This is a genomic window from Streptomyces sp. NBC_00425 (genome assembly GCF_036030735.1).
Classification (GTDB): domain Bacteria; phylum Actinomycetota; class Actinomycetes; order Streptomycetales; family Streptomycetaceae; genus Streptomyces.
Genome location: NZ_CP107928.1, coordinates 9,690,692 through 9,712,704, shown reverse-complemented (window position 1 = coordinate 9,712,704; position 22,013 = coordinate 9,690,692). Strand labels below are relative to the sequence as shown.

The 22,013-nt window shown below is 73.9% G+C and carries 6 protein-coding genes and 1 pseudogene; 4 read left to right on the top strand and 3 right to left on the bottom strand.

The features are described 5' to 3' along the window. Positions 1 to 201: 201 nt before the first annotated feature. Positions 202 to 10,341: pseudogene (locus tag OHS82_RS42970) on the bottom strand (acyltransferase domain-containing protein); the annotation flags it as partial. A gap of 329 nt (positions 10,342 to 10,670) precedes the next feature. Here OHS82_RS42970 and OHS82_RS42965 point away from each other — a divergent pair. The 4 genes from OHS82_RS42965 (at position 10,671) to OHS82_RS42950 (ending at position 20,567) form a co-directional block, all read left to right on the top strand. Then, a complete protein-coding gene (locus tag OHS82_RS42965) occupies positions 10,671 to 11,768 on the top strand; it encodes a cytochrome P450 (RefSeq protein ID WP_443042396.1) in 1,098 nt (365 codons plus the stop codon). Positions 11,769 to 11,773: 5 nt separating this feature from the next. Beyond that, a complete protein-coding gene (locus tag OHS82_RS42960; protein ID WP_057581875.1) occupies positions 11,774 to 11,971 on the top strand; it encodes a ferredoxin in 198 nt (65 codons plus the stop codon). A 144-nt stretch (positions 11,972 to 12,115) separates the two neighbouring features. Further along, positions 12,116 to 18,982: a type I polyketide synthase gene (locus OHS82_RS42955; protein WP_328432910.1), complete on the top strand. Its 6,867-nt coding sequence runs from the start codon at positions 12,116 to 12,118 to the stop codon at positions 18,980 to 18,982. 115 nt (positions 18,983 to 19,097) lie between these two features. Beyond that, positions 19,098 to 20,567, top strand: coding sequence for an FAD-dependent monooxygenase (locus OHS82_RS42950; protein WP_057584798.1), 1,470 nt, complete (start codon positions 19,098 to 19,100; stop codon positions 20,565 to 20,567). A gap of 76 nt (positions 20,568 to 20,643) precedes the next feature. Here OHS82_RS42950 and OHS82_RS42945 read toward each other — a convergent pair whose 3' ends face one another. Together OHS82_RS42945 and OHS82_RS42940 are read right to left on the bottom strand one after the other, a co-directional pair. Continuing rightward, positions 20,644 to 20,910 carry a phosphopantetheine-binding protein gene (locus tag OHS82_RS42945; RefSeq protein WP_063894357.1) on the bottom strand — a complete coding sequence of 89 codons (267 nt, stop codon included), beginning with the start codon at positions 20,908 to 20,910 and terminating at the stop codon, positions 20,644 to 20,646. Positions 20,911 to 20,936: 26 nt separating this feature from the next. Further along, positions 20,937 to 21,962, bottom strand: coding sequence for a ketoacyl-ACP synthase III family protein (locus tag OHS82_RS42940; RefSeq protein ID WP_328432911.1), 1,026 nt, complete (start codon positions 21,960 to 21,962; stop codon positions 20,937 to 20,939). Positions 21,963 to 22,013: the final 51 nt, after the last annotated feature.

The window sequence follows — 22,013 nt, the reverse complement described above, 5'->3', positions numbered from 1 at the left end:
GGCGGCGAGGCCTTCCGGGTCGTCGCCGACCCAGACGGTGGTGAGGGGGAATTCGCCGTCGGGGGAAGGGAGTTGGAACTCGTTCCAGGTCAGGGTGTGCAGCGGGAGCCGGTCGGTGCGCAGCGCTGCGATCCTGGCCGGGTCGATCTCGCGGACGGTGAGGGTGTCGACGGCGCCCAGCGGGGTTCCGTCGGCGGCGGCCAGGACGAGACGCACGGTGTCCTCGCCGGTGGGCGTCAGCGCGACCCGCAGCCGCGTAGCGGCGGCGGCGGTGGCGGTGGGGGGCGGTAGGGACACGCCGTCCCAGGAGTAGGGGATGCGCAGGGCGAGGCCGCCGTCGGGGGCGGTGTCGAGCGCGGCGACGATCAGGGGGTGCAGGGCGGCGTCGAGGAGCGCCGGGTGCAGGGTGTGCCCCGCGGGGTCGGTTCCGGGCGCCAGCTCGACGTCCGCGCAGAGCCGTTCGCCGTCCTGCCAGAGAGCGGTCAGTCCCTGGAAGGCGGGCCCGTACAGGTAGCCGTGGGCGGCGAGCCGGTCGTAGACGGCTGTGAGGTCGACGGGTGTGGCGCCCGGCGGCGGCCAGGCGGCGAGGACGTCGACGGCGGAGGTGCCGGCGGTGAGTGTGGCGGCGGTGAGTGTGGCGGTCGCGTGCAGCGTCCATGGCGTGTCGCGGTCCGCGGGGGGCTCGGCGCCGGCCGGCTCGGGTCGTGTGTGGACGGTGAGTTCGCGGTGTCCGTCGGCGTCGGCCGGCCCGACGGTCGCCTGCAGGAGCACGGCGCCGTCGGGCGGGAGGGCGAGCGGGGCGTGCAGTACGAGGTCGTCGGCGCGGGCCGCGGCGACGGTGTGCGCGGCGTGCAGGGCGAGGTCGACGAACGCGGCGCCGGGCAGGAGCACGGTCCCGGCGACGGTGTGGTCGGCGAGCCAGGGGTGGTCGGCCAGGGACAGCCGTCCGGTGAACACCGTGCCGTCGGCGCCGGCGAGTTCCATCACCGCGCCGAGCAGGGGGTGTGCGGCGGCGGTGAGGCCCGCGGCGGAGACGTCGCCGGCCTGGGCGGCGGACTCGAGCCAGTAGCGGGTGCGTTGGAAGGCGTAGGTGGGCAGGCCGACCGGCGGCACTCCGGTCGTCGCGGCCGGGAGGAGGGGCGTCCAGTCGACGGGAACGCCGTGCGCCCACGCCTGCCCCAACGAACGGGCGAAGCGCTCCATCCCGCCCTCGTCACGCCGCAACGACCCCACCGCCACCGCCACATCCGCACCCAGCGCGTCGAACGTCTCCCCCAGCCCCACCGTCAGCACCGGATGCGCACTGCACTCCACGAACGCCGTGAACCCGTCCGCCAGCAACCGCCGCGCCGCACCCTCGAACTCCACCGTCCCCCGCAGATTCCGATACCAATACCCCCCGTCCAACGACGCGTCCGCCACCACCTCACCCGACACCGTCGAATACAACGGCACCACCGGAACCCGCGGCGCCACCGGCTCCAACACCCGCGCCAACTCCTCCTCCAACACCTCCACATGAGGCGAATGCGAGGCATAATCCACCGGCACCCGACGCCACCGCACCCCTCCCCCTCCCACAACCCCGCCAACTCCTCCAACACCTCACACGAACCCGACACCACCGTCGACGACGGACCGTTCACCACCGCCACCGACACCCGACCCGGCCACCGCCCCACCACCGCACGCACCCGCTCCACCGGCAACGCCACCGACACCATCCCCCCACGCCCCGCCAACGCCACGATCGCCCGACTGCGCAACGCCACCACCCGCGCACCGTCCCCCAGCGACAACGCACCCGCCACCACCGCCGCCGCGATCTCCCCCTGCGAATGCCCCACCACCGCATCCGGCGCCACCCCGAACGAACGCCACAACTCAGCCAGCGACACCATCACCGCCCACAACGCCGGCTGCACCACATCCACCCGCTCCAACAGAGCGCCGTCGCCCTCCCCCAGCAGCACCTGAAGCAGATCCCACTCCACGAACTCGGACAACGCCCGCGCACACTCCTCCAACCGGGCCCGGAACACCGGCGCCTGCGCATACAACCCCGCCGCCATCCCCAACCACTGCGACCCCTGCCCCGGAAACACGAACACCGTCCGACCCGAGGCGGCTTCACCGGTGACGGCCGGGGCGGGGACGTCGCCTGCGGCGAGGCCGCACAGTGCGCTCGCGAGTTCCTCGCGCTCGCTCGCGACCACCACGGCGCGGTGCGCGAACGCGGCACGGGTGGTGATCAGCGACGAGCCGATCGCGGCGATGTCCACGTCGGGGCGATCGGCGGTGAACCCGGCGAGGCGGGCGGCCTGTTCACGCAGCGCGGCGGGGGTCTTGGCCGACAGCACCCACGGCACCACAGCCGCAGCCGCCTGCGCAGCGGCCGCATCCTCGGCGGCAGCGGACTCGGCCGCGGACGCGGGTCCTGTCGCGTCCGTCGCCTCGGGCGTCCCCTGCCCGGGCGCCTGTTCCAGGATCAGGTGCGCGTTCGTGCCGGAGAACCCGAAGGAGGAGACGGCCGCGCGGCGCGGGCGGCCCGTGCTGGGCCAGGGCCGTTCCTCGGTCAGCAGCTCGACGGCTCCGCCGTCCCAGTCGACGTGTTCGGTCGGGCGCCCGACGTGGAGGGTGCGCGGCAGCGTCTCGTGCCCCATCGCCAGCACCATCTTGATGACGGCGGCGACGCCGGCGGCGGCCAGGGTGTGGCCGATGTTCGACTTCAGCGAGCCCAGCCACAGCGGCTGTTCGGGGGTGTGCTCCTGCCCGTAGGTGGCCAGCAGGGCCTGTGCCTCGATGGGGTCGCCGAGCCTGGTGCCCGTGCCGTGCGCGTCGACGGCGTCCACGTCGGCGGCGGTCAGACCCGCGTTCGCCAGCGCCTGGCGGATCACGCGTTCCTGCGAGGGCCCGTTGGGGGCGGTCAGGCCGTTGCTGGCGCCGTCCTGGTTGACGGCGCTGCCGCGGATGACGGCCAGGACGGGGTGGCCGTTGCGGCGGGCGTCGGACAGCCGCTCCAGGAGCACCAGGCCGACGCCCTCGCCCCAGCCGGTGCCGTCCGCGTCCTGTGAGAACGCCTTGCAGCGGCCGTCGGCGGACAGGGCGCGCTGGCGGCTGAACTCGACGAAGTTCACCGGCCCGGCCATGACGGTCGCGCCGCCGGCCAGGGCCAGTGCGCACTCGCCGTTGCGCAGCGCCTGCGCCGCCAGGTGCAGCGCGACCAGCGACGACGAGCAGGCCGTGTCGACGGTGAGCGCGGGGCCTTCCAGGCCCAGGGTGTAGGCGATGCGTCCGGAGGCGACGCTGGTCGTCGTGCCGGTGGAGACGTATCCCTCCAGCTCCTCGGGGAGCCGGCCGAGACGGGTGACGTAGTCGCCGGTGATGACGCCGGCGAAGACACCGGTGTCGCTGCCGCGGAGCGTGCCCGGGTCGATCCCGGCCCGCTCCAGCGCCTCCCACGACGTCTCCAGCAGCAGGCGCTGCTGGGGGTCCATGGCGAGGGCCTCGCGCGGGCTGATCGCGAAGAACTCCGCGTCGAAGCCGGCCGGGTCGCGCAGGAAGCCGCCCTGGCGGGTGTACGAGGTGCCGGTCGACTCCGGGTCGGGGTCGTAGAGGGCGTCGAGGTCCCAGCCCCGGTCGGCCGGGAAGTCGCCGATGGTGTCGACGCCGTCCTGCAGGAGCCGCCAGAGGTCCTCGGGCGAGGCCACGCCGCCCGGGAAACGGCAGGCCGTCGAGACGATGGCGATGGCGTCGTCGTCGGCTGGGGCCGGGGCCTGCCGTGTGGTGCGCACCGGGGCGGCGGGGCGGTTGCCGAGCAGGGCGTCGCGCAGATGCGTGGCGAGAGCGGCGGGGGTGGGGTGGTCGAAGACGAGGGTCGGCGAGAGCCGGCGGCCGGTCGCCGCGCCGAGCCGGTTGCGCAGTTCGACGGCGGACAGCGAGTCGAATCCGAGCGTCTTGAAGGTGCGGCCGGCTTCGAGGTCCCCGCCCGACCTGCCGAGCACCGCCGCCACCTCGTCGGTGACGAGGTCGAGCAGCAGCTGCTCCTGTTCGGCGCCGGGCAGGGCCGCCAGGCGGTCGGCGAGCGTGGCCGCGCCCGGACCGCCGGCGGCGCCCGCCGCGGCGCGGCGGCGTACCGGGGTGCGGACCAGGCCGCTCAGGATCGGCGCCAGCGTTCCGCGTCCGGCGCGCGCCCGCAGCGCGGCGGGGTTCATCGGCAGGACGGCGAGCATCGGCCGGGCGTGGCCGAGGGCGGCGTCGAAGGCGGCGAGGCCCTGCTCTGCGGTGAACGCGCAGGTGCCGGTCTCCGCGAGCCTGTCCCGTTCCGCTGCGCTCAACGCGGAGCCCATGCCGCCTGCCTGGTCCCACAGTCCCCAGGCGAGGGAGGTGGCGGGCAGGCCCTGGGTGTGGCGGTGGTGGGCGAGGGCGTCGAGGAAGGTGTTGGCGGCGGCGTAGTTGGCCTGTCCGGGGTTGCCGAGGAGGCCGGCGGCGGAGGAGTAGAGGACGAAGGCGGTGAGGTCGTGGTGGCGGGTGAGGCGGTGCAGGTGCCAGGCGGCGTCGGCTTTGGGCGCCAGGACGGTGTCGAGGCGGTGGGGGGTGAGGGTGTCGACGGTGCCGTCGTCGAGGAGGCCGGCGGTGTGGACGACGGCGGTGAGGGGGTGGCGGGGGTCGACGGTGTCGAGGAGGCGGGCGAGTGCGGCGGGGTCGCCGAGGTCGCAGGCGGTGAGGGTGACGGTGGCGCCGAGCCGGGTGAGGTCGTCGGTGAGCTGGGCGGCGCCGGGTGCGTCGCCTCCGGTGCGGCTGGTGAGGTTCAGGTGGCGGATGCGGTGGTGGGTGACGAGGTGGCGGGCCAGCAGGCCGCCGAGGGCGCCGGTGGCTCCGGTGATCAGGACGGTGCCCTCGACGTCCAGCGCACGCGGCACGGTGAGGGCGACCTTGCCGATGTGCCGCGCCTGGCTCAGGTGACGCAGGGCCGCGCGGGCGTCGCGGATGTCCCAGGCCGCCACCGGCAGGGGCCGCAGCACACCGCTGCCGAACAGCGCGGCCAGCTCCACCAGCATCGCCTGGATCCGGTCCGCACCCGCCTCCATCAGGTCGAACGCCCGGTAGGCCACGCCCGGATGCGTGGCGGCGACCTGCTCGGGGTCCCGCACGTCCGCCTTGCCCATCTCCAGGAAGCGGCCGCCGCGGGGCAGCAGGCGCAGGGAGGCGTCGACGAACTCCTTGGCGAGGCAGTCCAGGACGACGTCCACGCCGTGGCCGCCGGTGGCGGCGAGGAAGCCCTGCTCGAAGCCGGTGGTGCGGGAGTCGGCGAGGTGGGCGTCGTCCAGGCCCAGGCCGCGCAGCGCGTCCCACTTGCCCAGGCCGGCGGTGCCGTACACCTCGGCGCCCAGGTGCCGGGCTATCTGCAGGGCGGCCATGCCCACACCGCCGGCCGCCGAATGCACCAGCAGCCGCTCACCGCGCCGCAGCCCCGCCAGATCCACCAGAGCGTAGTACGCCGTGAGGAAGACGATCGGTGTCGCGGCGGCCTCGGTGAAGGACCATCCCTCGGGGATGCGGACCAGGGTGCGGTGGTCGGTGGCGGCGAGCGGCCCGGCGCCGTCGGAGAACAGGCCCATGACGCGGTCGCCGACGGCGACCGAGGTCACCCCGGGCCCCACCTCGACGACCACGCCCGCGCCCTCGCTGCCCATCGGGGCCTCGCCCGGGTAGCTGCCGAGCGCGATCAGCACGTCACGGAAGTTCATGCCCACCGCCCGCACGGCGACCCGCACCCGGCCCGCGGCGAGCGGCTCGACGGCCTGCGGTGCGGGGGTCAGCGCGACGTTTTCCAGGGTGCCCTTGCCGGTGCTGCCCAGCCGCCAGGCCGGCGCCGCGCGCGGCGGCGCGAGAAGGTCGTCGACGGTGTCCTTGACCAGCCGGTTCGCGTACACGGCGCCCTGTCGGACGGCCATCTGCGGCTCGCCCGAGTCCAGGGCGGTGCGCAGGACGCCGCGGGCGTCGTCCAGGTACGAGGAGAGGTCCGCGTCGCGGTCGAGGTCGAGGTCGAGCAGGACGAAGCAGCCCGGGTACTCGCTCTGCGCGGCGCGCACCAGGCCCCAGACGGCGGCGGCCGGCAGGTCGTGGACGCCCTCTCCGAAACCGGCCGCCACGGCGTCGCGCGTGACGACGACCAGCCGCGATGCGGCGAAACGGTCGTCGGCCGACCATCGCTGAACTGCGCGCAGCACGTGCGCGGTCGTCAGGTGCGCGGCCCGGGCCGGATCGACGGCTGCCGTCCCGGCCGTCGACGGGTCGGGGATCGACGGGTCGGGGATCGACGGGTCGGAGGTCGACGGACACGGCAGGAAGACGGTGTCGGGGACGCCGCCGTCGCTGTCCAGGAGGGCGTCCAGGCCGTCCGTGCCGTCGAGCACGGCCCATCGCCGGGCGGTGTCCGCCGCCGCGTCGCGCCCCGCGGTCGCCTGTCCCCCGGCATCGGCGTCGGCGTCGTCTCCGACGGCGATCCAGTCGAGCCGGTGCAGCACGTTCGGCTCGCCACCGGACACCGCCGCCTGCAGCTGCTGCGCCGACACCGGCCTGAGCGTCAACTCCCCGACGGTCAGGACGGGTTGTCCGGTGGGGTCGGTGGCGGTGATGCGGAGGGTGTCGGGGGTGGTTCGGGTGAGGTGGGCGTGGAGGGTGGTGGGGTGGGTGGCGTGGAGGGTGATGTCGTTCCAGGCGAAGGGGATGCGGATCCCGGCGTCGGCGTCGGTGTCTGTGCTGGTGTCGGTGCTGGTGTCGGTGTGTGTGTCGGTGTGGGGGGCGGTGGCGAGGAGGGCGTGGAGGGTGGCGTCGAGGAGTGCGGGGTGGAGGGGGTGGTCGTGGGGGGTGGTGTGCGGGGGGAGGGTGATGCGGGCGTAGTAGTCGTCTGCGTGGTGCCAGAGGTGGGTGAGGCCTTGGAAGGCGGGTCCGTAGGCGTAGCCCTGGGCGGTGAGGCGGGGGTAGAGGCCGGTGAGGTCGACGGGGGTGGCGTGGGCGGGGGGCCAGACAGCGGGCGCGGGTGCGGGTGCGGGTGCGGGTGTGGGGGTGAGGGTGCCGGTGGCGTGGCGGGTCCAGGGAGCGGGGTCGGTGTCCTCTACGCCCTCACCCGCCTCCGGACGGGACTGCACCGTGAAGGGGCGGCGTCCTCGCTCGTCCGCGGGGCCCGCGACGACCTGGATGTGCACCGCGTGCTCGGCGATGCGCAGAGGGGCTTCGATCGTGAGGTCCTCGACGCCCGCGCAGCCCGCGCGGTGGGCGGTGTGCAGGGCGAGGTCGAGGTAGGCGGTGCCGGGCAGGAGGGTGGTGCCGGCGATGGTGTGGTCGGCGAGCCAGGGCTGGTCGTGGGGGGTGAGGCGGCCGGTGAGGACGAGGTGCCCGGTGTCGGCGAGTTCGACGGCGGCGCCGAGCAGGGGGTGATCGGCGCGGTTCAGGCCGGCGCTCGTCACGTCCGTTCGCGGGACGGCGTGCAGCCAGAAGTCCTCGTGCTGGAAGGCGTAGGTGGGCAGGTCCGCGGCCACGGCGGTCACGGCGGAGGCGGCCGGCCTGGTGGGCCCGTCGGTCCCGGCGGTGGGTTCGCCGGACCCGTTGGTCTCTGCGGGCAGGAGGGGGGTGAGGTCGGCGCCGATGCCGTGGGCGTGCAGGGCGGCCAGCGCCCGCAGGGCGGTGCGGGCCTCGTCCTTGTCCCTGTGCAGGACGGCGACCCCGGTCGTGCCGGTGTCGGTGTCGAGGGTGTTCTTCACCAGGGCGGTCAGGACGGGGTCGGGGCCGAGTTCGAGGTAGGCGGTGATCCCGCGCGCGTGCAGGGCCTGGACGCCGTCGTGGAAACGGACCGCCGCCCGGATGTGCCCCGCCCAATACCCCGGATCCGTCAGCTCGCCCTCCACCGCTGGGGCGCCGCTGACGTTGGAGATCACCGCGAGCCGCGGCTCACGGAACACGATCCCGGCGACGGCCTCCTCGAACCGGGCGACCGCGGTGTCCATGTGCGGGGAATGGAAGGCGTGCGAGACCGCCAGACGCTTGACGCGCACCCCCTCCTGCCGGAAACGCTCCGCGAGCTCCCCGGCCGCGTCCGCGTCGCCGGAGACGACGACCGCCGAAGGCCCGTTGACCGCCGCCAGCGCCAGCCGCCCCCCGAACGACGCCACCACCGGCGCCACCTGCTCCGCGGGCGCGGCGACGGCGATCATCGCACCGCCCGCCCGGGCGGCCTGCATCAGCCGGCCCCGCACCGCCACCAGCCGGCACGCGTCCGCCAGCGAGAACACCCCCGCCGCATACGCCGCCGCAACCTCGCCCACCGAATGCCCGATCACCGCATCCGGGCGCACCCCCCACGACGACACCAGAGCGAACAACGCCGACTCCACCGCGAACAGGGCCGCCTGCGTGAACTGGGTTTCCTCCAACAACGCCGCCTCGGCGCTGCCCTCCTCCGCGAACACGACGTCCTTCAGGGACCGCCCCAGCTCTGCGTCCAGATGCACGCACGCCGCGTCGAAGGCCTGCGCGAACACCGGGAACGCCGCATACAACTCCCTGCCCATCCCGGCACGCTGGCTGCCCTGCCCGGAGAACATCACCGCCAGGCGGGGGCTCTCGGGCGCCGAGCCGGTCAGCGCGGCTTCGGGCTTGTGGCCGGCGGCCAGCTCCCGCAGAGCGGCCACGAGTTCGGCACGGTCGCTTCCCCATGCCACGGCCCGGTGCTCGAACACCGTCCGCGACGAGAGCAGCGCCCGGCCGACCCCGCCGACGTCGAGCGTGTCCCGTCGCTCGGCGAACTCTGCCAGCCGTGCGGCCTGCTCACGCAGCGCGGCAGGCGTCTTCGCGGACAGCGCCCACGGCACGAGGGCCGTCCCGGCGGGGGTGTCGGCGGGGCTGAGGGCATCAGCGTCGGCGGTGGGGGTGTCGGTGTCGGTGGGGGCTTGTTCGAGGATGACGTGGGCGTTGGTGCCGGAGATCCCGAACGAGGAGACCGCGGCCCGGCGCGGCCGGCCGGTCAGGGGCCAGGGGCGCTGCTCGGTGAGGAGGGCGACCGCGCCCTCGTTCCAGTCGACGTGGGAGGTGGGCGCGTCGACGTGCAGGGTCTGGGGCAGTATTCCGTGGCGCATCGCCATGACCATCTTGATGACGCTGCCGACGCCGGCGGCGGCCTGGGTGTGGCCGATGTTCGACTTCAGCGAGCCCAGCCACAGGGGTTGTTCGCTGTCGTGGGCCTGGCCGTAGGTGGCGAGGAGGGCCTGGGCCTCGATGGGGTCGCCGAGCTTGGTGCCGGTGCCGTGCGCCTCGACCGCGTCCACGTCGGAGGCGGCGACGCGGGCGTCGGCCAGGGCCTGGCGGATCACCCGCTGCTGGGACGGCCCGTTCGGCGCGGTCAGTCCGTTGGACGCGCCGTCCTGGTTGATCGCGCTGCCCCGGATCACGGCCCACACCGGATGCCCGTTGCGCCGCGCCTCGGACAGCCGCTCCAGCACCAGCCAGCCGACGCCTTCGGAGAATCCGGTGCCGTCCGCGCCGTCCGCGAAGGCCTTGCACCGGCCGTCGGCCGACAGCCCGCGCTGCCGGCTGAACTCCACGAAGATGCGCGGCGCGGCCATGAGCGTCACCCCGCCCGCGAGCGCCAGCGAGGTCTCGCCCCTGCGCAGGGACTGGGCCGCCATGTGCAGGGCGACGAGGGAGGCGGAGCAGGCGGTGTCCACGGAGACGGCGGGGCCTTCCAGGCCCAGGGTGTAGGCGATCCGGCCGGATGCGACGCTGGTCAGGACGCCGGAGCCGATGTAGCCCTCGACGTCGCCGGGGACCTGGCCGACCTCGGGGGCGTAGTCCTGGGGGATGGCGCCGACGAAGACGCCGGTGTCGCTGCCGCGCAACGTCTGCGGCACGATCCCGGCCCGCTCGAACGCCTCCCACGCCGTCTCCAGCAGCAGCCGCTGCTGCGGATCCATCGCGAGCGCCTCACGCGGACTGATCCCGAAGAACTCCGCGTCGAACCCCGCCGCGTCGTAGAGGAACCCGCCCTGACGCGTCGTCGACTTCCCCACCGCGTCGGGGTCCGGGTCGTACAGGTCCTCCACGTCCCAGCCCCGGCCCGCCGGGAACTCCCCGACCGCGTCGACGCCCCCCGCGACCACATCCCACAGACCCTCCGGCGAGACCACCCCGCCCGGAAAACGACAGGCCATCCCCACGACCGCCAACGGCTCGTGCGCCCGGTCCTCCACATCCGCCAGCTTTCGCCGCGTCTGCTGCAGGTCCGTGGTCACACGCTTGAGGTATTCGCGGAGCTTGTCTTCCGTCGTCGGCATGCAGAGCCATCCCCCTCGGACTACCCAGGCCAGGTGCGGCGGGCGGCGGCCCGACCTCCATGCGCCCACCCGTTCGGTCCGCAACACTTCATGCCGGGGCTTGGCCTGCTCTTAATGCGACCTAAAGCCGGACTCCTTTTAGCAGGAGTTAAGGCGTGACTCTTACGCTCCCGGCGCGTATTCCGCCGCACCGTGCGAATGCATAACCTCGAGCGAGAGGTCGACGACATGCCCGATGCCGATACCTCCGAAACGCCTTCTTTTCCTTTTCCTCGCACCTGCCCGTTCAGCCCTCCGGCCGAATACGCGCGACTGCGGCCCGCCGAGCCGGTGTCCGAAGTGGTTCTGCAGAACGGCAGGACGGCCTGGCTGGCGACGCGTCATGAGGACGTGCGGGCCCTGCTGAGCCACCCGGCGACGTCCTCGAACCGTGCGCACCCGTCCTTTCCCGCGACGGTCGCCGACATCGGCGTCTTCGCGCAGAAGGGTTTTCTGCTCTCGATGGACGCCCCGGATCACGCGCTGCACCGCCGCATGGTCACCAGCGAGTTCACGGCGAACCGGATCCGCAGGCTCCGTCCCCGTATCCAGGAGATCGTCGACGAGTGCGTGACCGGCATCCTGGAGCGCGGCGCCGGCCGGCCCGTCGACCTGGTCCAGGAGCTGTCGCTGCCGGTGCCCTCGCTCGCCATCTGCGAACTGCTGGGCGTGCCCTACGACACCCGGAGCGTCTTCCAGAAGTACACCGAGGTCCTGCTCGACCGGGCCAGCACCCCGGCCGACCGGCAGCACGCGTTCGGCGCCCTGCGGGAGTTCCTCGGCGAGCTCGTCGTCAGCAAGGAGACCGAACCGGACGACGCGCTCGTCAGCCGGCTCGTCGTGAAGTACCGGGAGGCGGGCGTCTACGACCGCGAGCTGATCACGGGGTTCGCGGTGCTGCTGCTCGTCGCCGGTCACGAGACCACCGCGAACATGATCTCGCTGGGCGTGGCGGCGCTGTTGCGCGAGCCGGCGAAGCTCGCCCGGATCACCGAGGACCCGTCGCTGACCCCGGGCGCCGTCGAGGAGATCCTGCGCTACTTCAGCATCGTCGACTACCCGACCGCCCGGGTGGCCCTGGAGGACATCGAGGTCGGCGGTGTCACGGTCCGCGCCGGCGAGGGCTTCATCGCCTCCGCCGCCGCCGCCAACCACGACGGGCAGGTCTTCCCCGATCCCGGCGAGCTGGACATCGGGCGGAACACGTCGGGTCATGTCGCCTTCGGTTTCGGCGTCCATGCGTGCCTCGGCCAGAATCTGGCGCGCGCGGAACTCGAAATCGTCTACGACACGCTTTTCCGGCGCATACCGAAACTGCGTCTGGTGTCGCCTCCTGAAGAAATTCCCTTCAAGGATGCGACGGTATTCGGAATTCATCGTCTGGAGGTGACGTGGTGAGCCGTCTGCTGATCACGGTCAACGAAGAAGAGTGCTGTTCCTCGGGCATCTGCGCCATGACCGCCCCGGACGTCTTCGACCAGCGCGACGAGGACGGCGTCGTCGTCCTCCTCGACGCGGAACCGGAGCCCGGCCTGCACGCCGAGGCCCGTAAGGCGGCCCGCAGCTGCCCCTCGCTCGCCATCGAGGTGCAGGAGGCCTGACGGCCCCTGACCGGCACCGGTCCCCCGCATCCCCTTGTCCCGCATCCGCATCCCGTGACCCGCATCCCGTGACCCGCGTCCACGCGTCCCGCACCGCCGCCCGCCCCGATCGTCACCCAGGCCGCCTCGAAAGGGTCCCTCCCCGTGGGAAACACCGAAGACAAGTTCCGCGAATACCTCAAGCGCGCGACGGCCGACCTGCGTCAGGCACGTCGCCGGCTGGCCGATGTGGAGGACCGGGCGCACGAGCCGTTGGCGGTCGTGGGGATGGCCTGTCGTTTTCCGGGCGGGGTGGTCTCGCCGGAGGGTCTGTGGGATGTGGTCGCGGGGGGCGTCGACGCGGTCGGGGAGTTCCCGGCGGGCCGGGGCTGGGACGTGGAGGACCTGTACGACCCGGACCCCGACGCGGTGGGGAAGTCGACGACGCGTCAGGGCGGGTTCCTCTACGACGCGGCGGGGTTCGACGCGGAGTTCTTCGGGATCAGTCCGCGTGAGGCGCTCGCGATGGATCCGCAGCAGCGGCTGCTGCTGGAGACGGCGTGGGAGGCGTTCGAGCGGGCCGGGATCGTGCCGCAGACGTTGCGCGGCAGCGACACCGGCGTCTTCGCGGGCGTCATGTACAACGACTACGCGTCGCGCCTGAAGCCCGCGCCCGAGAGCTTCGAGGGCTACCTCGTCAACGGCAGCCTGGGCAGCATCGCCACCGGCCGGATCGCCTACACCCTGGGCCTGGAAGGCCCCGCCGTGACCGTGGACACCGCCTGCTCGTCGTCGCTCGTCGCCCTGCACCAGGCGGGCCGGGCGCTGCGCAGGGACGAATGCTCCCTGGCGCTGGCCGGGGGCGTCACCGTCATGGCGACACCGAACACGTTCGTGGAGTTCAGCCGGCAGCGCGGGCTGTCCGCCGACGGCCGGTGCAAGGCCTTCGCGGACGGCGCGGACGGCACCGGCTGGGCGGAGGGTGTCGGCTGGCTGGTGCTGGAGCGGCTGTCCGAGGCGCGGCGCAACGGGCATCCGGTGTGGGCCGTGATCCGGGGCAGCGCGATCAACCAGGACGGCGCGTCCAACGGACTGACCGCGCCGAACGGGCCGTCCCAGCAGCGGGTGATCCGCCAGGCCCTGGCCGACGCCCGCGTCGCCGCCTCCGACGTGGACGCGGTCGAGGCGCACGGCACCGGCACCAAGCTCGGCGACCCCATCGAGGCCCAGGCCCTCCTCGCCACCTACGGCCAGGCCCACGACAGCGAACAACCCCTGTGGCTGGGCTCGCTGAAGTCGAACATCGGCCACACCCAGGCCGCCGCCGGCGTCGGCAGCGTCATCAAGATGGTCATGGCGATGCGCCACGGAATACTGCCCCAGACCCTGCACGTCGACGCGCCCACCTCCCACGTCGACTGGAACGAGGGCGCGGTCGCCCTCCTCACCGAGCAGCGCCCCTGGCCCCTGACCGGCCGGCCGCGCCGGGCCGCGGTCTCCTCGTTCGGGATCTCCGGCACCAACGCCCACGTCATCCTCGAACAAGCCCCCACCGACACCGACACCCCCACCGCCGACGCTGATGCCCTCAGCCCCGCCGACACCCCCGCCGACACCGACACCCCCGCCCCCGCCGATGCCGACGTTTCCGAGGCGAGCCCTCGCACCACCCCCGCCCGGACGGCCCTCGTGCCCTGGACGCTGTCCGCGAAGACGCCTGCCGCGCTGCGCGAACAGGCCGCACGACTGGCGGAGTTCGTGCGGGAGAGCGAAGGCGACCCGGTCGACCCGGTCGACTCGGTCGGCTCGGTCGACTCGGTCGATCCGGTGGATGTGGGGTGGTCGCTGGCGGTGACGCGGTCGGTGTTCGAGCACCGGGCGGTGGTGCTGGGCGAGGGTCGTGAACAGCTCCTGGCGGGCCTGGACGCGCTGGCGGCCGGCAAGAGCGGCGCGGATGTGGTGCGGGGCCGCGCCACCGGCGCGGGCGGGCTTGCGGTGATGTTCTCCGGGCAGGGCAGCCAGCGCCCCCGGATGGGCAGGGAGTTGTATGCGGCGTTCCCGGTGTTCGCGCAGGCCTTCGACGCCGCGTGCGTGCATCTGGACGCAGAGCTGGGGCGGTCCCTGAAGGACGTCGTGTTCGCGGAGGAGGGCAGCGCCGAGGCGGCGTTGCTGGAGGAAACCCAGTTCACGCAGGCGGCCCTGTTCGCGGTGGAGTCGGCGTTGTTCGCTCTGGTGTCGTCGTGGGGCGTGCGCCCGGACGCGGTGATCGGGCATTCGGTCGGCGAGGTTGCGGCGGCGTATGCGGCGGGGGTGTTCTCGCTGGCGGACGCGTGCCGGCTGGTGGCGGTGCGGGGCCGGCTGATGCAGGCCGCCCGGGCGGGCGGTGCGATGATCGCCGTCGCCGCCCCCGCGGAGCAGGTGGCGCCGGTGGTGGCGTCGTTCGGGGGGCGGCTGGCGCTGGCGGCGGTCAACGGGCCTTCGGCGGTCGTCGTCTCCGGCGACGCCGACGCCGCCGGGGAGCTCGCGGAGCGATTCCGGCAGGAGGGGGTGCGCGTCAAGCGTCTGGCGGTCTCGCACGCCTTCCATTCCCCGCACATGGACACCGCGGTCGCCCGGTTCGAGGAGGCCGTCGCCGGGATCGTGTTCCGTGAGCCGCGGCTCGCGGTGATCTCCAACGTCACCGGCGCCCCAGCGGTGGAGGGCGAGCTGACCGACCCGGCGTACTGGGCGGGGCACATCCGGGCGGCGGTCCGCTTCCACGACGGCGTCCAGGCCCTGCACGCGCGCGGGATCACCGCCTACCTCGAACTCGGCCCCGACCCCGTCCTGACCGCCCTCGTCAAGAACACCCTCGACACCGGCACCGACACTGGCACCGACACCGGCGCCGAGGGCAGCAGCGGCACCACGGGCTCAGGCAACGTCACCGCGGTCGCCGTCCTGCGCAAGGACAAGGACGAGGCCCGTACCGCCCTGGGGGCGCTGGCCGTCCTGCACGCCCACGGCATCGGCGCCGACCTCACTCCCCTTCTGGGCGCAGGCCGGCGTGTCGCCCTGCCCACCTACGCCTTCCAGCACGAGGACTTCTGGCTGCACGCCGTCCCGCGAACGGACGTGACGAGCGCCGGCCTGAACCGCGCCGATCACCCCCTGCTCGGCGCCGCCGTCGAACTCGCCGACACCGGGCACCTCGTCCTCACCGGCCGCCTCACCCCCCACGACCAGCCCTGGCTCGCCGACCACACCATCGCCGGCACCACCCTCCTGCCCGGCACCGCCTACCTCGACCTCGCCCTGCACGCGGCCCGGCTCACGGGTCTGGGCGCGGTGGAGGACGTCGTCCTCGAGGCGCCGTTGGCCCTGCCCTCCCTGGGCGCGGTCCGGCTTCAGGTGACGGTCGAGGCGCCGGACGGCTCGGGGGCGCGGGCGCTGTCCGTCCATTCCCGTCCGGAGGCGGGTGAGGGCGTAGAGGACACCGACCCCGCTCCCTGGACCCGCCACGCCACCGGCACCCTCACCCCCACACCCGCACCCGCACCCGCACCCGCGCCCGCTGTCTGGCCCCCCGCCCACGCCACCCCCGTCGACCTCACCGGCCTCTACCCCCGCCTCACCGCCCAGGGCTACGCCTACGGACCCGCCTTCCAAGGCCTCACCCACCTCTGGCACCACGCAGACGACTACTACGCCCGCATCACCCTCCCCCCGCACACCACCCCCCACGACCACCCCCTCCACCCCGCACTCCTCGACGCCACCCTCCACGCCCTCCTCGCCACCACCCCCCACACCGACACACACACCGACACCAGCACCGACACCAGCACAGACACCGACGCCGACGCCGGGATCCGCATCCCCTTCGCCTGGAACGACATCACCCTCCACGCCACCCACCCCACCACCCTCCACGCCCACCTCACCCGAACCACCCCCGACACCCTCCGCATCACCGCCACCGACCCCACCGGACAACCCGTCCTGACCGTCGGGGAACTCACCACCCGGACGATCACCCGTGAGCAGCTCGCCGCGGCCGGGGCCGCCACCGCCGCGCCCGCCGGGCTCCATCTGCCGGCGTGGACGCCGCTCCCCGCGGGCGTGGCCGGGGAGCCGGAGCCGCTCGGGCCGGTGGGGGTGGTCGGGGCCGATCCGCTGGGTCTGGCCGAGGCGCTGCGGGAGGCGGCCGGGGACGCAGCGTCCGTCCGGGTCTACGACACGCTCGGCGCGCTGCGGGCGGCGGTGGACGAGGGCGCGGGCGTTCCGGCGCGCGTGCTGGTCACCTGTGTCGGCGGCCCGGCGGACGAGGAGGTGCTGGACGCCATGCGTGCCGTTCTGGGGCGGGTGACGGCTCAGGTGCGGGAGTGGCTGGCGGACGAGCGGTTCGAGGACGCGCAGTTGGTCGTGGTCACCCGCGATGCCGTCGCGGCGCGTCCGGGTCCCGAGATCCGTGATCTGGCCGCCGCGCCCGTGTGGGGTCTGGTGCGGTCGGCGGCCACCGAGCATCCGGGCCGTTTCGCGCTGCTCGACGTGGGCGGCGGCCCGGTGACGCCGGGGACGGGGTCGTGCGGGACGGGGGCGGCGCTGGTCCAGGCTCTCGCCGGGCGGCTTGGCGAGGCGGCCGTCCGCGACGGGGGTGTGCAGGTGCCGCGGCTGGTGCGCGCGGCGGACGCGTCCGGTGTGCTGACGCCGCCGGACGGCTGCGATTCCTGGCGGCTCGACGTGACCAGCAGGGGGACGCTCGCCCATCTGGCGCTGCTGCCCCATCCGGAGGGCGAGGGGCCGCTCCAGGGTCATGAGATACGGGTCGCGATGCGTGCGGGGGGTCTGAACTTCCGGGACGTGATGGTGGGCCTGGGCATGTATCCGGGGGACGACGCCCGGATCGGCGGCGAGGGTGCGGGCGTGGTCGTCGAGGTGGGCTCGCAGGTGACCGCGTTCTCGCCGGGCGACCGGGTGATGGGTCTGTTCCCGTCCGGCGGGCTCGCTCCGGTCGCTGTCACCGATCACCGGTGGGCGGCGCGGATCCCGCGGGGGCTGACGTTCCAGCAGGCCGCTGTCGTGCCGGTGGTGTATCTCACGGCGTACTACGGTCTGGTGGATCTGGCGGGGCTGCGGCGCGGTGAGCGGCTGCTGGTGCATTCGGCGGCCGGCGGTGTGGGCATGGCCGCCCTGCAGATAGCCCGGCACCTGGGCGCCGAGGTGTACGGCACCGCCGGCCTGGGCAAGTGGGACGCGCTGCGCGGCCTGGGCCTGGACGACGCCCACCTCGCCGACTCCCGCACCACCGGCTTCGAGCAGGGCTTCCTCGCCGCCACCGGCGGCCACGGCGTGGACGTCGTCCTGGACTGCCTCGCCAAGGAGTTCGTCGACGCCTCCCTGCGCCTGCTGCCCCGCGGCGGCCGCTTCCTGGAGATCGGCAAGACCGACATCAGGGATGCCGGGCAGGTCGCGGCCGAGCATCCGGGCGTGGCCTACCGGGCGTTCGACCTGATGGAGGCGGAGCCGGGGCGGATCCAGGCGATATGGGCCGAGCTGGTGGCGCTGTTCGAGGCCGGGGCGCTGACGCCGCCGCCGATCACCGCGTGGGACGTCAGCCATGCCGTCGACGCGCTGCGGTATCTCAGTCAGGCCCAGCACACGGGCAAGACGCTGCTGACGCTGCCGCGTGCGCTGGACGTCGAGGGCACCGTCCTGATCACCGGAGCCACCGGCGCCCTCGGCGGCCTGCTGGCCCGCCACCTCGTCACCCACCACCGCATCCGCCACCTGAACCTCACCAGCCGCACCGGAGGCGACGCACCCGGCGCCGCCCAGCTCACCGACGACCTCACCCGGCTCGGCGCCACCGTCACCCTCACCGCCTGCGACCTCGGCGACCCCGCCGCCCTCGCCCGCCTCCTCGACACCGTCGACCCCCGCCACCCCCTCACCGCCGTCGTCCACACCGCCGGCCTCCTCGACGACGGCACCGTCGACACCCTCACCCCCCACCGCCTCGACACCGTCCTGGCGCCCAAAGCCGACGCCGCCTGGCACCTGCACCGCCTCACCCGCCACCACGACCTCACCGCCTTCGTCCTCTACTCCTCCGCCGCCGGCCTCCTCGGCAACCCCGGACAGGCCAACTACGCCGCCGCCAACACCTTCCTCGACGCCCTCGCCCACCACCGCCACACCCAGGGCCTGCCCGCCACCTCCCTCGCCTGGGGCCTGTGGGACCAGGCGAGCAGGATGACGGGGCATCTCGACGGCACGGCGCTGAGCCGGCTGTCCCGTACGGGGGTGACGGCTCTGACGCCGCAGGAGGGGCTGGCGCTGTTCGACGCGGCGCTCGGGCTGCGTCAGCCGCTGTCGGTGGCGATGGGGCTCGATCCGGCGGTGCTGGCCGAGCGGGCGGCGGCCGGTGTGCTGGAGCCGCTGTTCGCCGCTCTGGTGCGGCCGCGGGCGGGGGCGTCGGCGGTCCGGGCCGCGCGGGGGGCGGGCGGCCCGGGGGGCGGGGGCGACGTGCTCGCCGACCGGCTCGCGGCGCTGCCCGCGCAGGGGCGGCGGGCGCTGCTGGCGGAGGTCGTGTGCGAGAACGTCGCGGCGGTCCTCGGGCACGCCACGGCGGACAGTGTCGGGCTGGAGCGTCCTTTCAAGACGCTCGGTTTCGACTCGCTGTCCGCGGTCGAGCTGCGCAACCGGCTCGGCGCGGCGACCGGCCGCCGGCTGTCGCCGACGCTGATCTTCGACCATCCGACGCCGGCCGCGCTGGTGGGGCATCTCGACGAGCTGCTCGCGCCGCCGCAGGCCGATGTGTTCGGGCGGTTGCTGGCCGAACTCGACGCGCTTCAGGGCACGTTGGGTGAGGCGGTGGTCTCGCCTGCGTCGGCGGGCAGGGCCGCGGCCCGGCTGCAGGACTTCCTGCTGCGCCTGGAGGAGGGCCAGTTCGACGCGGCCGGGTCCGAGGGGTCGGCGGCCGAGCGTATCTCGGCGGCGAGCGACGACGAGATCTTCGACCTCATCGACAACGAGCTCGGGATCGTCTGAGCCGCGGCCTCCGGGCACGCGCCCCCCGGGCACGCGGCCCCCGATCGCGGGCCTGTCCTTCTCCGACCACGCCGTACGCCGGTCCCCTGGACCGCCCGACCCTTAGGAACAGGTTATGTCCGATCCCGTCATCATCTCGGGCGGCGGGCCCGCCGGCCTCATGCTCGCCCACGAGCTGGGGCTGTGGGGCATCGACACGATCGTGCTGGAGCGCCACACGGCGCGCGAGGGCGGCCGGTCCGTGGGCCAGGCCCTGAACACGACAGCGGCCGAACTCCTGGACCAGCGGGGTCTGCTGGACGGTCTGTGGGAGCACACCGCGCCGTCCCAGGGCACGCACTTCTCGCTGCTGTGGCTGGACAGCGCCCCGTTGGAGGGCCGTCATCTGCCCGCGCTGCTGCTGGGCCAGGAGTATCTGGAGCGCGAGCTGGAGCAGCGGGCCGTGAAGGGGGGTGCGGATCTGCTGTCGGGCCGTGAGCTGGTCGGCTACGAGCAGGACGACGCGGGGGTCACGGTCACCGTGCGCCACGGTGGTGCGGAGTCCCGGCTGCGCGGCAGTTATCTGGTGGGCGCGGACGGGGAGGACAGCCGGGTGCGTGAGCTGGCGGGCATCCGTTTTCCCGGTTCCAGTCAGGCGAACTGCGGTCTGGTCGCCGATGTGGAGACCGACTTCGCCGCTCTGGAGGAGGTGCACCGCGGGGCGCGGTTCTGCCCGGCGGGCGGACTGTATTCGTCGGTGCCGGTGGAGCCGGGGGTGACGCGTGTGATCACCGCCGAGTTCGACACCGAGCTGCCGGGGCCTTCGGTGCCGCCGACGGCCCGGGAGCTGCGGGCGAGTGTCGAGCGGCTCAACGAGCGGCCGTTCCCCGATGTGCCGGTGCGCTGGATCCGCCGGTACGGGGGGCCTTCGCGGGTGGCGGAGCGTTTCCAGGACGAGCGGGTGTTCCTGGTCGGCGACGCGGCGCACACGTTCTATCCGCTGGCGGGCCTGCGCATCAATCTGTGTCTGCAGGACGCGGTGAACCTCGGCTGGAAGCTCGCGGGTGATCTGCTGGGCTGGGCTCCGCCGGATCTGCTGGACACGTATACCGCCGAGCGCCGTCCGGCGGCGGTGCGTGCGGCGTCGGCCACCGACACCCAGCTGGCTCTGATCCATCCGGTGCGGCGGGTGGCGCCGGTGCGGGAGCTGGTGACGACGCTGCTGCGTTTCCCCGACGTCAACCGGTATCTGCTGGAGCTGTCGACGGGGGTGGATGTCAGTTACGCGCACGAGGACGCGCCGGGGCCGCTCGGTCGCCGGCTGCCGCACGTGGAGCTTGCGACGCCCGGCGGGCCCAGCAGTGTGGCCCGGCTGCAGCACGGGGGGCGGGGTCTGCTGCTCGACATGTCCGCGGGGCGGGGCGCCGCGCGGACGGTGGTGGCGCCGTGGTCGGACCGGGTGGAGGTGGCCGTGGCGCGGGCGACGGCGGACATCGCCGCCGAGGCGGTGCTGCTGCGGCCGGACGGGCATGTGGCGTGGCTGGGCGCGCTGGGCGATCCGGCGCTCGTGGACGCGCTGCGGCAGTGGTTCGGGGCGCGCGGGTGAGGGCGGGCCGCGTCTGAGACGGCGGACGGGGGCCGGGGCGGATCGCCCCGGCCCCCGGTGTGCGGGTGCGGATCTGTCAGCTCAGCAGCCGGGACCAGCCGCCCACGGTGGGGTCGGCGGCGAGGTCCTTGAGGGCGACGCGGTGGCCGGCGCGCCGCCAGCCGTTGATGAGCTGCATCATGTGCAGGGACTTCAGGCCGACGGCGACGAGGTTGGTGTCGTCGGCTATGGCCTCGGCGGCCACGCCGACGGTCCGGGCGACGGCGTCCCTGATCTCGTCGGCGGTGGGGGCCGCGGGCGCGGCCGGCACGGTGGCGGTGTCGTCGGTGACGGGTCGGCTCATGGCAGGTCTCTCTCCTCGTGCGGGCTTTAGGGGATCTCGGTGATTTCCAGGACGGCCGCGCCGACTTCCATGCCCACGGCCGCGGCGAGCAGCAGGACGTGGTCGCCGGGACGCAGGCGGCCCGTGGAGAGCAGGTGGTCGAGGCCGACGATCTGGTCGGTGCCGCCGCAGTGCCCGGTGCGGCGGTTGACCTCCCAGGTGCCGCGCGTCTCGTCGATGCCCAGCGGGTCGAGGAACCCGTTCGTGACCTGGTCGCGGGCCACTGCGCTGTGGGCGACCCTGGTGATGTCGTCCATGGTCAGGCCGGCCTCGGCGAGGACGGCGTCGACGGCCTCGTTGACGACGTCGCCGAGGTGGAAGAGGGGCGGGACGACGCCCTGGGCCCACTGCCGGCGCAGGTGGTCGACGCGGGCGTCGAGGTCGAGGGGCTTGCCGAGGGTGGCGCTCGGCGGGAAGAGCGGGTCGCCGCCGCGGTGCAGCAGCTCCGCCTCCGGGATGGACACGGAGCCCACGGACAGCAGCCGGGCGAAGCCGCCGCGTTTGGAGACCACGACGGCCGAACCGCCGTCGCCCAGGACGTAGTTGTCGCTGACGGACCAGCGGTCCACGTTCGGTGTGGAGAAGTTGTCGCCCGCGGTGACCAGGACGGCGGTGGAGTCCGGTTCGGCGCGCAGCAGGTCGGCGGCGAAGCGCAGCGAGGTGAGCATGCCCAGGCAGCCCTGGCGCAGTTCGAGTGCCGGGACGGGCCGGTCGACGGTGTGGTGGAGGATGTAGTGGGGGGCCGACCAGATGTCGGGGCCCTGGTGGAAGACGGGCGTGTGGATGAGCGCGTCGATGTCGCCGGGGTCGTGCCCGGAGCGTTTGAGTGCGTCGCGGGCGGCGCTGACGGCCATGTCGGGGGCGGGCGTGTCACCGGCGACGGCCACCGAGATCATGCCGCTGGACTCGCGCAGGGCGGCGTCGTACCACCCCCGCTCGACGGCCTCGTCGATCGTGACCCGCTCGGGGATGCACGTGCCGATGCCGGCCAGGTAGACGTTGTCCGCTTTCATCGGGTCTCTCCTTCGTGGATGCCCCTGCCTTCAGGCAGGGGTGGGGGTACC

Coding starts and splice junctions, on each gene's coding strand:
- OHS82_RS42950 (WP_057584798.1), top strand. CDS start 19,098: ATGTCCGATCCCGTCATCATCTCGGGCGGCGGGCCCGCCGGCCTCATG.
- OHS82_RS42945 (WP_063894357.1), bottom strand. CDS start 20,910: ATGAGCCGACCCGTCACCGACGACACCGCCACCGTGCCGGCCGCGCCC.
- OHS82_RS42940 (WP_328432911.1), bottom strand. CDS start 21,962: ATGAAAGCGGACAACGTCTACCTGGCCGGCATCGGCACGTGCATCCCC.